This window comes from Mesocricetibacter intestinalis, from assembly GCF_004363295.1.
Lineage (GTDB): Bacteria > Pseudomonadota > Gammaproteobacteria > Enterobacterales > Pasteurellaceae > Mesocricetibacter > Mesocricetibacter intestinalis.
Window position 1 is genome coordinate 91,996 of the sequence record NZ_SNYQ01000002.1, and the last position, 15,455, is coordinate 107,450.

The following is a 15,455-nucleotide window of genomic DNA, read 5'->3' on the forward strand; positions in this document are numbered from 1 at the left end:
GCCGATAATCTTTATCTAAAAATAACCGCACTTTTGCGCATAAAAGGGGCGAATGGCGGTTATTCTCCTTTAAACATCGGCAAATAACCGAACATGGCTAAGAAATGGAAGATGGCGGTACAGATACCGAACAGCATAATTAACGCCAACACGCCATTGCCGCCGCCGACGATAAACCCTTGTTTACCTTTTTCCATACTACGTGATTTTTTAGCCAGAAAGACCGGAATAATACAGGTCCAAATGGTGGCTACTGCACCGGCATAGCCGATGGCTTTTAAAAATCCGAGGGGGAAGATAACGGATAGAATTAACGGTGGCAGGAATGTAACCGCCCAGGATTTAGTGCGCCCCAGCTTACTGTTATCGAATTTGAACAGATCCGCCAGATAATCGAATACCCCCAAGCCGACTCCGATAAAAGAAGACAGAATTGCGGCGATGGAAAAAGCGTTCACCGCCTGTTTCACCGTGCCGGATTCAATAACACCGTCCAGCGTAGTGAGCAGGACTTCCACATTACCGTCGCTGGCAATGACCGGGCCGAATTGTTCACGGGGCAGATTGCCGAAAATACTTACCATCCACAGAATATAGAGTACCAGTGCGATAAGGGTACCGCCGAGAATGGCGTATTTTGCTTTCCGTTCTTCCCCGTAATAGGCTCGCATGGTACATACGGAATGATGGTAACCGAAGGAGGTCAGGGCTACGGGCAACATCACCATGGCATATTTGGCGTAATCGCCGTTGGCATTATGGCTGTCGAACAGGGTCGGCAGGTTAATATTCAGCACCAATCCGGAAGTCGTCAGGGCAAAGGTTAATGCCATAAAAATAATTAAAATAACGGAAATGCGGTCGACCAAACGGGTGGAGTGCCAGACAAAGACGGAGAACACCAGCACGAAAATCACCGCCCAGATTCTGGCCCCGAATTCGCCGAAATTAACCAAATCCCGGGTCAGCCCTTCCAAAATACCGCCTGATGCGGTGATGTAAGCATAAAGTAAGATACCGCCGACAAAATACACGGCGAGGTTATTGATAATATTGGCATGGCTACCCAACATATCCTTGGTAACCGTGCTAAATGACGCTCGCAGATCATAATGCTTATAGGCTTCTAACAGCAGCCAGCCCGACAGGGTGAGCATAATCATGGTGAAAGCGATAATAAGTACCGACCAAATGGTCCAGGCGCCGGCACCGGAGGCGGGCAACCCCAGCATACCCGCACCTACGCAGACACCGGCAATAATACAGGCGCCGCCAAAAACGGAAGGTGATTTTTGCATAATCCAATCCTTATCCATTGTAAAAAAATGACCGCACTCGGTACGGTCATGGCTAGAGGTTATTCCGTTTCTTTCAAACGGGCGGTGAAGTGGCGCAATACCTTCGGCTCGTAAATAAAGGTTAGCCCTTTGATATTGGCGGCGTTCTCCTTAACATGTTTAAAGGCCTCGATAATAAAGTCCATATGGGTCTGGGTATAGGTCGCACGCGGTACGGTCAAACGCAGTAATTCCGCCGGGCAAGGCAGTTGTTTGCCGGTTTTCGGATCTCTGCCGAGCAGGAACGAACCTATTTCCACCGCTCTGATTCCGGCCACTTTATAGAGTTCGCAGGCTAAAGCCTGAGCCGGGAACTGTTCGGCAGGAATATGCGGCAGCAGTTTACCCGCATCTACAAAGGCCGCATGTCCGCCCGGTTGCTGACAGACCACACCGATTTCTTCCAGACCGTTAACCAAATATTCGATTTGATTAATCCGATAAGCCAGCCAGTCCTCACGCATACCGTCTTTCAAACCGACCGCCAAACGTTCCATCGCACCGCCTTCCAAACCGCCGTAAGTCGGGAAACCTTCCTGTACTACACATAGGGTACGGCATTCGTGATACACATCTTCCATGCTGCTATCCTTAAAGCAGAGCAGGCCGCCCATAGGTACCATAGCGTCTTTTTTCGCCGACATCGCCAGACCATCGGCATATTTGTAGCATTCGTAAGTGATTTTCTCGATGCTCCAATCTTTACATTCCGCTTCGCGTTGTTGGATAAAATAAGCGTTTTCCGCAAAGCGGGCGGAGTCCATAATCACCGGAATCTCGTATTTTTGCGCAATGGCGTACATCGCACGTAGATTGGCTAAAGAAACGGGCTGACCGCCGGCGGAGTTACAGGTAATGGTACAAACGATATAAGGCACGTTATTCGGGCCGACTTCCTGAATGCCTTTTTCCAGTTTTTCCAGATCGAAATTGCCTTTAAAGTCGTGTTTTACTCCGGTATCAAAGGCCTGATTAATATAAACATTACGTACTGTGGCACCGTTAAGCTGCGAATGGCCCTGAGTGGTATCAAAGAAATAGTTGGAGAAAACCACCATTTTATTGCGATCCAACCCCTTTTCCTGCTCGCGTTTTTTGATTAATACCGGAATATAAATCTGCTCGGCACCGCGCCCCTGGTGGGTCGGAATGGTATATTGATAGCCGAAAATATCTTTTACCGCTTGTGCCAGCGCATAGTAGCTGCGGCTGCCGCTATAAGCCTCATCACCGCGCAGCATCGCCGCCTGCATATCCTGAGTAACGGCGCCGGTGCCGCTGTCGGTCAGCAGATCGATAAAAATATCTTCACTATCCAATAAAAACGGGTTCATTCCCGCTTTCAGAATGGCCTGCTCGCGATATTCTCTGGTGGTGCGTTTTACCGGTTCGATCACACGGATACGGAAAGGTTCAGGTAAATGTTTAAAGTTTTCCATAATAAAATCCTTACAAAAAGTGATAAGAAAGCGGAATAGAAATTGAAAAAATCTATTCGAAGCGATTAATGAAATTAAACAAGAAAAGCCAGGCGAAAGCCTGAAAAATCAGCAGGAAATGATTATGGGAAAGAAACAGGTAAGGCGGTGATCTATTAATACCCAAGTCTGGTTCGGTGAAAGTACAGCAGGCATAAGATTTCTCCTATATAGAGTTGAAAACTACTGCAACGGACGGATACGACTGAGCCGGAATTACTATATATGAAGGAGAAGTGAGCGTCATTGATTAAATAACGGAGTTGTGATGAGGCTCACAAAATAAGCCTAAAGAATAAAAGAGCGGTTGTTTTTTAGCGGATTTTTCCGCAGAGGGCGGTAAATAAAAAGACTGGGGATACAGCGCGGTATTATCTGGTTATTCTACAATAATGCCAATAATATCAATGGGGTGGATATAAACCTATAAGGCACCCGGCGATGGGATTAAATTCAACCGGGCGCCTACATCAGATGGCGGGTTTTTCCTAGTGCAGCTTACCTGAACGCTCGGAGAGCGGCGAATCTATACGTCGTAGCTTCCGGTCAGGCTGGCCTGCGCCAGAATATGCCCCTGCATGGCAAAGTGCAGATCATTAAATCTAAAGCCCCGGCTCAGCGCTAATTCGCAATCCAGCGCATAAACAATGAGTTCATAGCGATGCTTACAGTTGGGCGGTGCCATGCCGCCGTAAGCGGAAGCTTCGTCAATATCCAGCTGACCGAGTACGCTGGCCCAAGAATTGGCGCCCTGTACATAATCCGTCGCTCTTTGGCTTTCGTTTTCCGCCACCGAGGTGCGTTTTAAATTGGCGATTAGCCAATGGATCCAGACAAAACCGCTGGCGGTAATGGCGTCTTTATCTTCCAAAACCACGACAAAGCTTTTGGTTCCCGGCGGAGCCTCGCTAATTTCAAAGGGAATGGAATAGGTCGGCATACCGTTCGGACTAAACTGGTTGCCGCGTTTTCCGTATTTATCGGCAAAAACGCCCTGTTGTACGGCGGAACTGGTTACTTGCATAAATCCTCCTTTTATAATCCTTAAGCGGATAAGGCTATCATATCGTAAACGGAAGATAAATTTGCTAAAATATTCCGCACTTTTGATATTTATCGGCCGCCGATAACGGGGCTGCTCTTTTTATTAAGGAGAAAGGCTTATGCACTGCCCATTTTGCTCTACGGAAGAAACAAAGGTTATCGATAGCCGGCTGGTATCGGAAGGCTATCAGGTTCGCCGTCGGCGTGAATGCACCAAATGCCACGAACGCTTCACCACCTTTGAAACGGCGGAGTTGGTAATGCCGAAGATTATCAAAAATAACGGCACCAGAGAGCCTTTCAACGAAGATAAACTGCGGCGCGGCATTCAGCACGCCTTGGAAAAACGCCCGGTCAGTTCCGATGATGTGGAAAAAGCCATTAGTCATATTATGTATCAACTGCGCGCAACCGGTGAGCGAGAAGTACCGAGCAAACTGGTCGGCACCCTAGTGATGGAACAGCTAAAAACCCTAGATAAAGTAGCTTATATCCGCTTCGCTTCCGTTTATTTAAGCTTTGAAGATATTAATGAATTTAGTAAGGAAATTGAAAAGCTTAAGGATAGTTAGTTTTTATTGCAACTGATATTGACGCTAAAATTACCGGAGTTTGATGCAATACTAAATCCGACATAGTTTCAGCTATCAGCTAAGAGATAGTAATAAAAATTTTAAGCTCAGCGAATGCCAAGTTTTTTTATGGATAAAATATGATATTTGAGTATTAAATTCGCTCTCAATTTAAATTTAACTATCTATTGGCTAATACGATAAAACCGCCTACAAAGTAGGCCTTATACTCTTAGTGGAAAAGCTGGAATGATTGAGTCTTAATAGGGATTAAGATTCTCTGCTTAGATATTTTCTTTAAAGTAGTTTAAAACTAATTCAGATACGGATTTGTGAAAATAACAACCACAATATAAGGGTGCTGAAGTGCTTCGTCTTTTTATGCAAGATAGGGCTTGCAATAATTCTGGCAACCTTATAGGGAAATGGATCGGATTGCAGTAAACAACTGAGTGGATCTTTATGCGGATTTAGTCATCTAAGGAGTAATTTCGTTAAAAATTGTGAATATTAAAAATAATTCTGTTAGATACCGTATAAGATTATTTTTATTATGATCGTTTAAATTTCGAAAGAGTCAGTGTAATGGGAAATTATTGTAAATACCTATATCTATTTGTTCTTAGAATTATTATCTGGAATTTAGATATAAATATTTGATAGAATTTGGGAAATTTCACTATTTTATAAGGGATACCATGAGCAAAGAACAAGAGCATGCAGAATTGCATAAAACAATTTGGGCAATCGCTGAAGAATTACGAGGTAATGTAGACGGTTAGGATTTTAAATCCTATGTGCTGGGAATACTGTTTTACCGTTTTATTTCCGAGAATTTGAATCAACCAAGAAGAACATCATGCAGGCAATATAGATTTTGATTATACCAAGCTGGACAATGCCACAGCTGAATTGGGTCGGGAAGATACGGTAAAAGCCAAAGGTTTCTACATCTTACCAAGTGATTTATTCGTCAATGTGCAGCAGAATGTGTCAATCACACAGGAAAATCTGAATGAAATTTTGAGCTGAGTATTTAAAAATATTGAAAATTCAGCGTTGGGTGAAGAGAGTGAGGAGGATTTCAAAGGGTTATTTGCCGATATTGATGTGAATAGCAATAAGCTCGGCTCAAGTGTGCTGAAGCGTAATGAACGGCTGACCAAAATTCTCAATGCAGTCGCTTCATTAAAATTGGGAGATTATCAGGACAATAACAATGATTTATTTGGTGATGCCTATGGATATCTAATGAAAATGTATGCCAGTAAATCGGGCGGTGAGTTTTTCACGCCACAAGAAGTGTCCAGAGTTGCTGGCAAAAATTGTGATTGGCGACAAAACCCATATTAATAAAGTGTATGTCTCCACTTGCGAGTTTCGTATCGTAATAATGACACAGGTAAATAGTCAAGTAAATACAAGAATTTTAGAGCTTCTACCAAAGTTTAAAATCAAAAAAATGAATAGTTGGTGTGCTTTTTAGAGCAGTTATTATGAAAATAAATTTTGTAAACAGTACATCAGCATAAAGAAGGAACGCAAATGACTAAGGTGAAAAAAGACACGATTGAAGCAAAAGGATTTGCTATTTTATCTAAGAATTTGATTTTTACAAAGTGATTGGGATTGATAATAAAAAGAGAACTCAACTCAAAGTTACAATTTGATAGGAACATTGAATAGACAAGGTAAAAAGCGTAAAAGAAGCGTTGAATTGCCAATATCAACACTTCCAATAAGAATTGTTAGCTTAGAATATAAACTGGGCAGTAAGAATACGTTGGAACTATACCTTGATGTGATGGTGGGTGGTAATTTAGTTTCAGAATTCATAATGCTTCAACTAAGGTTGAATCAAGTTTGAAGTTTGATATACAAATCATAGGTATGCCAACAACTATCATTTCGATAAATTGCAGACGGTCAGGAGATATGTAGTATGAAAAGTTATTTTGAACCCACAGGTAGACTGATAATGTCAATTGGCAAAGATTTAATTAAAGATCTTCCAGCGGCTATAGTAGAACTTGTGAAAAATTCGTATGATGCAGATGCAAGTTATGTAAAAATTACATATATAAAAAATGGAGATGAATTAAATATTATTGTTGAAGATGATGGACATGGAATGAGTCAAGATATAGTTTTAAATGCTTGGATGGTGCCATCAACAGATTATAAACTTAAAAATAAAACTAGTCCAAAAGGCAGAATTTATCAAGGAAGAAAAGGTATTGGTAGGTATGCTGTTTCTTTACTTGGTAACAAATTAGAATTAATTACAATAAAAGATGGTTTTAAAACTACGGCTTGTTTTGATTGGGATGAATTCAATTCTGGGAAGAAGTTGAGAGAAATCCCAATTATTATTAAAACATCTGAAACCATGGATAATACAGGGACTAAACTTGTCATTACAAACGATAAGTCAAACGATAAGTCGGCTGATCAAATGAGTAAAATTGATGCGCAAAAGGTTGAAAAGGAATTATCGAAACTATTATCAAATGTAAATGATTTTAAGATAATAATTAGCTATAAAAATTTTTATGATGATCATGAAAAGAACATTTGCAAGGAAATTTCGCAGTTAGAATTTAATGAAGCTTGGCATTATAAATTATCAGGTAAGATTGATAGGGATTTTAATTATGAATTAAAATATTCGAACTTTTACACCAAGGAAGAAAAAGAATTTAAGGGTAGTTTTAAAGAGGAATTACCTGATTATGTCTCATGTGGTGGAATTATCATTGATTACAGAGTTTATGATAAAGACCCATCGGGAATAGAAGTAATAATGAATTTTATAAATGGGAATCAAAATACGAATCTTTCTAAGGCAGAAATAAAAAATATGCTAATTGACAAATCTGGCATTAGTATTTTTAGAAATGATTTTAGAATAAGACCGTATGGAGATAAGGGATTTGATTGGTTAAATTTGGACTCTAAGCGTGTGCAAAACCCTAGTATGGCAATAGGTTCGGAACAGATAAATGGTAAAATAAGTATAGAATCCGAAGAGGACTCTGGGCTAAAAGAAAAAAGTGCGAGAGACGGATTATATGAAAATTCTAATTTTGATACATTACAACAAATAGCTGATTTGAGTCTTAACTTATTAGAAAAAGAAAGATTTAAATATAGACAAAAAGCAACAAAAAAGAAACCTGAAGCAATAGATAAACTTTTTGATTTTAGCCATGTTAGTCAAAATATGGTAAAAGCAATAGATAAGGCTTATAAAAAGTTAAAAAAGTCTCCTGAGAATACAGATGAACATATAGAAGCTTTAAACCAAGAAATCAGTAAAGAAATAAGAAATTTAGAAAAAGAAAAAGAAACTGAGTTTCTAGAGGTTAAAGAAACTATTGCAATATATCAAAAGCACACTACATTGGGTAATGTTATAAGTGTTGTGCTGCATGAGGGGAGAAAACCTCTTTCTTGGTATACTAATAAAATCCCTACAATTAAAGAGTACTTAGATAATTTATATAAGTGTAAAGAACTTAGTGAAGTTAGTTACAATAAATTGTCAAATCAAATAAATAAACTGAGTGATGAAGCTATGAGAATGAGTAGTTTTTTTAAACGTTTAGATCCATTAGCCTCTAACAAAAGAGGGGGGGGCAAAAAAACAAGTGTTGCGAAACAAGTAAATGGTATTGTTGAAATGTTTGAAGAAATTGCTAAGGATAAAGGGATTGAAATCAAGTATGATAATGTAGAGGAGCTGTATACAAATATTATAGAAGAAGATTTATACATGGCATTGACGAATATTATTGAAAATGCAATGTTTTGGGTCGAATTTTCATCGGAACCAATAAAATCAATTGAGATAATATCTTATGGAGTTGATGATAAAGTTTATATAGAAGTTTTGGATAATGGTCTAGGTATATCTGATGATGATTTGGAAGATGATATTCTTTTTACTCCTGGATATTCTGGTAAAAAAAGGGTGTCAAATGATAATGGCACAGGTTTGGGATTAGCCATAGCAGGTGAGGCTATTCAAAGAAATAATGGAAAGCTAGAAGCTATAGAGGCTACTAAAGGAGCTTGTTTTAGAATAACTTTATTAAGGAGTTAATTGTATGAGTGAATTTAAAATTTTATTGATAGATGATGAGCTTGAGCAAGAACAACAATTAAAAGAAGCAATTGATAATTTTAATAAAAAAGATTTCATAAATAAAGCCGTTACAATACTTGGAATTATTGAAGAAAATAAGATTGCAAGGTTATCTATGTTAGATAATAAAGAAGAAGTTTATGGTAAGTTAAAAGAGGATGGTAACTTAAATAGTGAGATTGATGAATTATTTAATTCCTCTGTAGTATATAAAGCTGTTAAGACACCAGAGGAAGCAATGGTCTTATTATATAAAGAGAACTTTCATGCTTTAATTGTAGATTTAAAATTAGAAAGTGAAGATGAACGCAAAGACGATGAAAATTATTCTGGAAATATTTTATTGCAAAACATTATTCATAAGGAAATTTTACCTATAATTGTTAGAACTGGTTTTCCTAATAAGATGACTAAAAAGATAAATAAAAACATTATTAAGTGTTACTCTAAAGAGACTCCTGCGTTAGAAGAAATTGTTAAAGAATTAATAGATTACTATAAGACTTCTATGTTTAGTATATTTGGGTCAAGAGGAAAAGTAGATGAATATATTAAAGATTTTTTTTGGAATATATTACCGGCGTGCTTTATAGATAAGAAAGAAGAACTTAATGGCTTAGATAAAGAAATTCAAGAAAAAGTTATAATACGTTATGTATCAAGTTGGTTTAATAATAAATATATGTTCGATAAAAAATATATAGATGCAGAGCCAATAGAAATGTATATGTTTCCGAATTCGATAGAACAAGTATGTAACTGCGATATATATGAGAGAAAGTATAAGGAAAGCTGTGATTATTATATTGTGTTGACACCATCATGTGATCTTGCAAATAAAAAGATAGATGAAGTTATATTATGTAAAATAAAGAAATATAATGAGGTACCACAATTTATAGAAAGTCTAACTAAATATAATACAGAGCCTTCAAAAACATCAAAAAACGCAAAAAAAGCAAAAGAGTCTTTAACGAGATGGTTTAGAAATGCCCATACAGGTTCAATTAGATATCATTTTTTACCGAAGTTTAGCAAATTTTCAGGTGGATTTATAGATTTTCGTTCTATAATTTCTCTTAAATATGATAGTAAAACAGGAAAGATTAAGAACAGATATTACAAAAAGATTGGGGTAATAACTGAGAGTTTTAAACGAGATATTGTAGCTCGATTTAGTTCTTATTATCATAGGCAAGGGCAGCCAGAGTTTAACAGTGATAGTGTTTTGAGTAATCTTAAATAAGGAGGCATTAAGAAAGGAGGTGTAGTTATGCTGAATATAGTAGATGTGTTTTCCGGATCAGGTGGATTAACCGAAGGATTTAGGTATAAAGACTATTACAATTTTATTTGCCATATAGAAATGGACAAAGATGCTTGCTCTTCTTTAGAATTAAGAAACATATATTATTATTTAAAAAAAGAGAATAACCTATCTCCATATTTTGAATATATTCAAGGTAAAATCTCAAGAGATTATTTGTATTCAATTATACCAAGAAATCTAACTAAAGATATATTGAATAAGGAAATCAGTAAAGATACCATACCTTCGATTTTTGAATATATTGATCAAAGATTAGGAAATAATGAGTTAGATGGTATTATTGGCGGACCACCATGTCAGGCATATTCTACAATCGGTAGAGCAAATAATAAGGCTAAAAAATCTACTGATAAAAGAATTTATCTGTATAAACATTACCTGGATTTTTTGGAAAAATATAAACCAAAGTTCTTTGTTTTTGAAAATGTTAAAGGATTACTTTCTTTCAAAGATTTATCAGGAGAATTACTCTTACCAAAGATAATTTGTGAATTTGATAAGTGTGGATACAAAGCTAATTATCAAATAGTAGATGCAAGCAATTATGGTGTAGTACAAAAAAGAGAGCGTTTAATTCTTGTTGGATACAGAAAAGATTTATTGTTCAATAATTCATTTTTTGATTGCTTAGCTGAGTATAAGGAGATTGCTCCAACCATAAAAGAATTATTTGAGGATTTGCCGTGTATAAAATCTGGAGAAAGCTCTCATAAATATCGCTGTGATGTCTCAAGTCAATTTGTTGGAAAATATATTAGAAATAAAGATGATATTTTAACTCAGCATACTGCAAGACCTCATAACAAAAATGATTTGAAGATATATAAGTTGGTATTAAAGGCTAAGAAAAAAGGTAAGAATTTAAGTTACATCAATATACCAGAAGAATTACAAACACATTCTAATACAACATCTTTCTTAGATAGATATAAAGCTCTGGATTATGACTCGGTCAGTCATACTGTTGTTGCTCATATTGCAAAGGATGGACATTACTATATTCATCCAGATTTAAGACAAAATCGTTCAATTACAGTAAGAGAAGCAGCTAGAATACAAGGATTTCCAGATGATTTTTATTTTGAACATTCACGAACAGCTGCATTTAAACAAATAGGCAATGCTGTTCCGCCAATTCTATCTAAGAAAATTGCAATGGCCATTGTAGATTTTTTGAGAGAACAAAAAGGAGAATGAACTACCTTTCAATCTTCTTACCCATATATTTTTCATAATTTTTCCTGATTTGATACGGTTCTTTCATATCGGATTTTGCAGAAGAATACTCTTGCATAAGGGTATTCTTTTTTCATTCAATGAATCAAGCTCTTTCAGAATATCCTTGGAATTTGGAAACTTTGAGTAAGATTTTTTAAGGTCAGAAAGGGCATTTTGATACAGTGTTATTTCTGATTTATGCTCTTCAAAAAAAGCCTTATCTAGTGAACCTTTCTTATATTCCAGATAGATTTGACGATGCAATTTTACGGTATGGACTTGTTCCATGGTATTTGATAGAGCCGAAATTTTGTTATCTATGACTTTGATTTTATCCTGTGTATTTTGTCTTTTCAATGCACTTTTCTTAATAACTTCATTAAGTTGGGATATAGACTTAAATCCTTTTTCACGCATCAAAAGAACACGGCTGCAGTTTTCAAATTATGTTTTGTAGCCCAATACTCATAGCCTTTGTTTGATTTTACCTTTTTATTATTTGCAACATCTATTATTTTTCCTACCCGCTTTTTTAACAGTATAGGTTCTTTGAGTAGCATTATCTAAGATATGCTCTTGCGCTTTGGAAACATTGTTTGTTTTCGCAATTTAGAGCAAGCAACCAATGAGAGTATTGCTTTATTTGGCGATAAAGAAGCAGGTGGCTTGGTGTTAATGAAATCTTTCCAAGATTATTATGACGGCTATGAAGAAAAAGGCAAAAAGCAGCGTGGATATAGGGAAATAGTTAGCGAATTATTAGAAAAATATCCTGTTGGAGAACGAGTTGATAGTGAACAAAGCCAAAAGGAATTTATTAAATTATACGGTGCATTTTTAAGATTACGGAATATTCTCTCTGTTTTTGATCAATTTAGCGGACAGGAAATTTTAAGCGAACGGGATGTACAGGATTATCATTCTTTGTATATTGACCTCTATGAAAATTTCCGTAAAACCAAGCAAGATGATCCGGAAAATATTAATGATGATATTGTATTTGAAATGGAATTGATCAAACAGGTGGATATTAATATTGATTATATTCTGATGCTGATTCGACAATATCACGAGAAAAACGGAGAAGATAAAGAATTGCTGGTCAATATCGAAAAAGCAGTGGATTCCAGTTTGGAATTACGCAATAAAAAGGATTTAATTCAATCTTTTATTGCTTCCTTAACCCCTCAATCTGATATTGACGAAGATTGGAAAAGCCATATTGAGCAGGCGAAACAAAGCGAGTTAAGCAAAATTATTGCCGATGAAAATTTAAATCAGGAAGCTACTCAATATTTTATCAGAACCACTTTTGAAAACAGGGCATTCAGTGAGGCCGGCACATTGGTCGATAAAATCCTGCCACCGATGTCCCGATTTACGCCGGATAATCAACGCAGTCAAAAACGCCAAACAGTATTGGAAAAATTAAAAGCCTTTTTTGAGCGATTCTTTGCTATTTAATTTACTCAAGGCATACAAACAAGAAATAATCATATTTTTGCTAGCTATGCCTTGTTTTATTATTTATTCAAACTCATGGCGGTATTCGAGTAGCTGTTGTTTGCTTAGAGCAAATACGCCGACGCCGCCGTTGCTTAATTCGACCCAGTTAAAGGGGACGTCCGGATATTGGCGGATAAGATGCACCATACTATTACCCACCTCGCAAACCAGCACACCTTCTTCGCTCAGATAATCGGCGGCGCTCGCCAGGATTTTTCGGGTGATGTCCAGTCCGTCAAATCCGGAGCCTAACGCCATTTCCGGTTCGTGGAAAAATTCCTGCGGCATATCGCTCAGATCTTCCTGATCCACATAAGGGGGGTTGGTAACAATCAGATCATATTGATCCGGCGGCAGGCGGCTGAATAAATCCGATTGCAGTGGGAATACGCGGTGCGATAAATTGTAGCGTTCGATATTGATTTCAGCCACATTTAAGGCGTCCACGGAGAGATCCACTGCATCCACTTCCGCCTGCGGGAATTTTTCCGCACAGGCGATGGCGATACAGCCGCTGCCGGTACACATATCCAGAATGCGTTTCGGCGCACGCTCGATTAAGTCCCGAAAGCCGTTTTGAATTAATGCGCTGATAGGGGAGCGGGGAATAATCACCCGTTCGTCCACATAGAACTCCAGTCCGCAGAACCAGGCGGAGTTGGTCAGGTATGCCACCGGCAAACGTTTTTCAAGACGCATACTTACCAGATTAAGCAGGGTTTGTTTTTCCGACAGGGTTAGGCGGGTATCATATAATTCCTGCGGTGCGTCCAAGGGCAGATCCAGACCGGTCAGAATAAGCTGCAGGGCTTCGTCCCAGCTGTTGTCCTGGCCGTGGCCGTAATACAGATCGGCGCGGTTGAAAATACTGTATGTCCAGCGCAGATAATCTTTGATGGTGTGCAGCTGATTCGGAACGTCGTCAAGGTGAATAACCTCAAGCAGCTCTTGATTGAAACTCTGTGATGTCATAACAATACCTGTTTAAATTAAGGCGGGATTTTTAGCAACGACCGCCAAAGTGGAAATCGGGCTTATTATATGCCATAACGGCGCAAAAGTATTTAGTCGCTAGGAATTAACCAGGGACGGAAATGGGATTTCCGCCGATAGGGAAATCTCCTTATGCTTAAATCCGCTGGATTATGTGCTATGATGGGCCGCTTTCCAAAACGGGTGTAATAATGTTAACTGATGAAGATAAAAAATTATTCCGAGAAAATATTAAGGGTGCCAAAAGGCTAAAACAGGATGTTTTTATGCCGGAGCAGCGCTTGCCTGCGCGCAAAAAATCCGCACGGCGCGAGCTTCGGGAAAGGGAGAACAGCCTATTTTATTTTTCCGACGAATACGAACCCTTACTAAATGAAGAAAGTGCGGTCAGATATTTGCGCGCCGGAGAGGATAGCTATTTACTGAAACAGCTGCGGCGGGGCGATTTCTCCCCGGAGTTGTTTTTGGATCTGCACGGTTTAACCAAAGCCCAGGCCAAACTGGAACTGGCTGCTCTATTGCAGGCCTGTATCGATGAACATATTCACTGCGCCAGTATTATGACGGGATACGGCACCCATACCCTGAAACGCCAGATACCGCGCTGGTTGGTGCAGCATCCGCGAGTCAGGGCTTTGCATCAGGCACCGAAAGAATGGGGCGGCGATGCGGCGATTTTGATCCTAGTGGCTTTATAACCCTTCAGCTTAGATTTTCAGCCCTGGCGTTAAAGGCATTTTTTACAACGAGGCTATTCGTATAGGCTCGGATCCGATTCCTGAGGACGGGTTTTAAAGCGGCGGTGCAGCCACATATATTGTTCCGCAGCACGCATAATTTCTCTTTCCACCAGCTTATTCATTGCAATGGCAATACTTTCTTCATCGCTGAAATGGGTAAAATCCACCGGCGGAGAGATGCTGACCGTATAGCCCGAATTATCGGTGTTACGCAGCGGCGCAAAGGGAATCACCTTGCAGCCGGGAGCGGATTTTAATAAATAATAGCTCCCCGTGGTGGTGGCCGCCTGATTTACCGCAAAGAAAGGAACAAAGACCGCATTTTTTCTGCCGTAATCATGATCCGGCGCGTACCAAATGGTTTCTCCGCCGCGTAACGCCCGAATCATGGCGCGCAGATCTTTACGATCCAACAACGCTTTATTGGAACGGATACGGCCGCGAAATTGCAGCCAGTCAAAGGCGGGATTATCGTTCGGACGATAAACGCCGATACCCGGGTGATGCAGCCCGACGATGCGCGCGCCCAGTTCAAGGGTTAGAAAATGGACGCCGACAAAAATAATCCCCTGCGGGGCATTTTGTTGCAAATGTTCCAACCCTTCGATTTTCGACCATTTTTTTATGCGCTTATCCGGCCAAAACCAAGCCATGCCGGTTTCAATAATGGCCATACCGACGGAACGCAAATTCTGCTGTAGGATATATTCGATTTTATCCGCCGGATAATCGGGAAAGCAAAGTTCCAGATTGCGACGCACGATTTTCATTCGCCGTTTGCCGACCTTTAAGCGAGAGAACAGCAACCCCAGTGCGCCACCGATTTTGCATAACAGCGGGTAGGGCAGCAGCAACAACAAACGCCAGATGCCGATGCCTAACCAAAATCCCCAGTAACGGGGTGCTAAAAATTCACGCCGAAAGTGCGGTTGTTTTTCTTTTTTCATAATAGGTTCTACAGGTTATTTTGCTTCGGCGGCGCTTAGGATTTGCTTTTGTTTGCAGAAACGCATCGACCGAAGGCTTATATAGGCGCTAGTTTAGCGGAAATTTAATAAAATTTTAAGTACAGCAAAGCGTTGCTGTGATA

16 protein-coding genes are annotated in these 15,455 nt (G+C 39.0%); 9 read left to right on the forward strand and 7 right to left on the reverse strand.

Annotated features, from left to right (window positions below; genetic code table 11):
- Positions 1-59 precede the first annotated feature (59 nt).
- The 4 genes from EDC45_RS03245 to EDC45_RS03260 all read right to left on the reverse strand — a co-directional run bounded on the left by EDC45_RS03245 (position 60) and on the right by EDC45_RS03260 (position 3,839).
- Complete coding sequence (locus tag EDC45_RS03245; protein ID WP_133543423.1) at positions 60-1,298, reverse strand: aromatic amino acid transporter; 1,239 nt, start codon at positions 1,296-1,298, stop codon at positions 60-62.
- Between the two features lie 59 nt (positions 1,299-1,357).
- Complete coding sequence (gene tnaA, locus EDC45_RS03250) at positions 1,358-2,776, reverse strand: tryptophanase (protein WP_133543425.1); 1,419 nt, start codon at positions 2,774-2,776, stop codon at positions 1,358-1,360.
- A gap of 108 nt (positions 2,777-2,884) precedes the next feature.
- A complete protein-coding gene (gene tnaC / locus EDC45_RS10455) occupies positions 2,885-2,971 on the reverse strand; it encodes a tryptophanase leader peptide (protein WP_133543906.1) in 87 nt (28 codons plus the stop codon).
- Positions 2,972-3,341: 370 nt separating this feature from the next.
- Positions 3,342-3,839, reverse strand: a complete 498-nt coding sequence (locus EDC45_RS03260; RefSeq protein ID WP_133543427.1) for a YbhB/YbcL family Raf kinase inhibitor-like protein — start codon at positions 3,837-3,839, stop codon at positions 3,342-3,344.
- A 139-nt stretch (positions 3,840-3,978) separates the two neighbouring features.
- Here EDC45_RS03260 and nrdR point away from each other — a divergent pair, with 139 nt between their 5' ends.
- From nrdR to EDC45_RS03295, 7 genes are all read left to right on the forward strand, one after another.
- Positions 3,979-4,431 carry a transcriptional regulator NrdR gene (gene nrdR, locus EDC45_RS03265; protein WP_133543429.1) on the forward strand — a complete coding sequence of 151 codons (453 nt, stop codon included), beginning with the start codon at positions 3,979-3,981 and terminating at the stop codon, positions 4,429-4,431.
- A 1,059-nt stretch (positions 4,432-5,490) separates the two neighbouring features.
- On the forward strand, positions 5,491-5,784 hold the full coding sequence (locus EDC45_RS10370) for an N-6 DNA methylase (protein WP_208107242.1): 294 nt from the start codon (positions 5,491-5,493) through the stop codon (positions 5,782-5,784).
- 325 nt (positions 5,785-6,109) lie between these two features.
- Positions 6,110-6,298 carry a HaeIII family restriction endonuclease gene (locus EDC45_RS03280; RefSeq protein ID WP_279526593.1) on the forward strand — a complete coding sequence of 63 codons (189 nt, stop codon included), beginning with the start codon at positions 6,110-6,112 and terminating at the stop codon, positions 6,296-6,298.
- Positions 6,262-6,372 (forward strand): HaeIII family restriction endonuclease, encoded by a 111-nt coding sequence (locus EDC45_RS10440; RefSeq protein WP_279526594.1) that lies wholly within the window; start codon positions 6,262-6,264, stop codon positions 6,370-6,372. The genes EDC45_RS03280 and EDC45_RS10440 overlap by 37 nt, the downstream gene beginning before the upstream one ends.
- Before the next feature lies 1 nt (position 6,373).
- Positions 6,374-8,536, forward strand: a complete 2,163-nt coding sequence (locus tag EDC45_RS03285; protein ID WP_133543431.1) for a sensor histidine kinase — start codon at positions 6,374-6,376, stop codon at positions 8,534-8,536.
- Positions 8,537-8,540: 4 nt separating this feature from the next.
- Complete coding sequence (locus EDC45_RS03290; RefSeq protein ID WP_133543433.1) at positions 8,541-9,824, forward strand: hypothetical protein; 1,284 nt, start codon at positions 8,541-8,543, stop codon at positions 9,822-9,824.
- A gap of 27 nt (positions 9,825-9,851) precedes the next feature.
- Positions 9,852-11,105 carry a DNA cytosine methyltransferase gene (locus tag EDC45_RS03295; RefSeq protein ID WP_133543435.1) on the forward strand — a complete coding sequence of 418 codons (1,254 nt, stop codon included), beginning with the start codon at positions 9,852-9,854 and terminating at the stop codon, positions 11,103-11,105.
- Positions 11,106-11,168: 63 nt separating this feature from the next.
- Here EDC45_RS03295 and EDC45_RS10375 read toward each other — a convergent pair whose 3' ends face one another.
- A complete protein-coding gene (locus EDC45_RS10375) occupies positions 11,169-11,543 on the reverse strand; it encodes a hypothetical protein (protein WP_208107243.1) in 375 nt (124 codons plus the stop codon).
- 153 nt (positions 11,544-11,696) lie between these two features.
- On the opposite strand from EDC45_RS10375, the gene EDC45_RS03305 reads away from it, so the two are divergent.
- The gene (locus EDC45_RS03305; protein WP_133543436.1) at positions 11,697-12,590 is read left to right on the forward strand and encodes a type I restriction endonuclease subunit R, EcoR124 family; all 894 of its coding nucleotides are present in this window, start codon (positions 11,697-11,699) and stop codon (positions 12,588-12,590) included.
- 63 nt (positions 12,591-12,653) lie between these two features.
- Here EDC45_RS03305 and prmB read toward each other — a convergent pair whose 3' ends face one another.
- Positions 12,654-13,604, reverse strand: a complete 951-nt coding sequence (prmB, locus tag EDC45_RS03310; RefSeq protein WP_133543438.1) for a 50S ribosomal protein L3 N(5)-glutamine methyltransferase — start codon at positions 13,602-13,604, stop codon at positions 12,654-12,656.
- 212 nt (positions 13,605-13,816) lie between these two features.
- On the opposite strand from prmB, the gene smrB reads away from it, so the two are divergent.
- The gene (smrB, locus tag EDC45_RS03315) at positions 13,817-14,323 is read left to right on the forward strand and encodes an endonuclease SmrB (protein ID WP_133543440.1); all 507 of its coding nucleotides are present in this window, start codon (positions 13,817-13,819) and stop codon (positions 14,321-14,323) included.
- Positions 14,324-14,376: 53 nt separating this feature from the next.
- Here the strand turns inward: smrB and EDC45_RS03320 are convergent, their stop codons facing one another.
- Positions 14,377-15,312 carry a Kdo(2)-lipid IV(A) acyltransferase gene (locus tag EDC45_RS03320; RefSeq protein ID WP_133543442.1) on the reverse strand — a complete coding sequence of 312 codons (936 nt, stop codon included), beginning with the start codon at positions 15,310-15,312 and terminating at the stop codon, positions 14,377-14,379.
- Positions 15,313-15,455 lie beyond the last annotated feature (143 nt).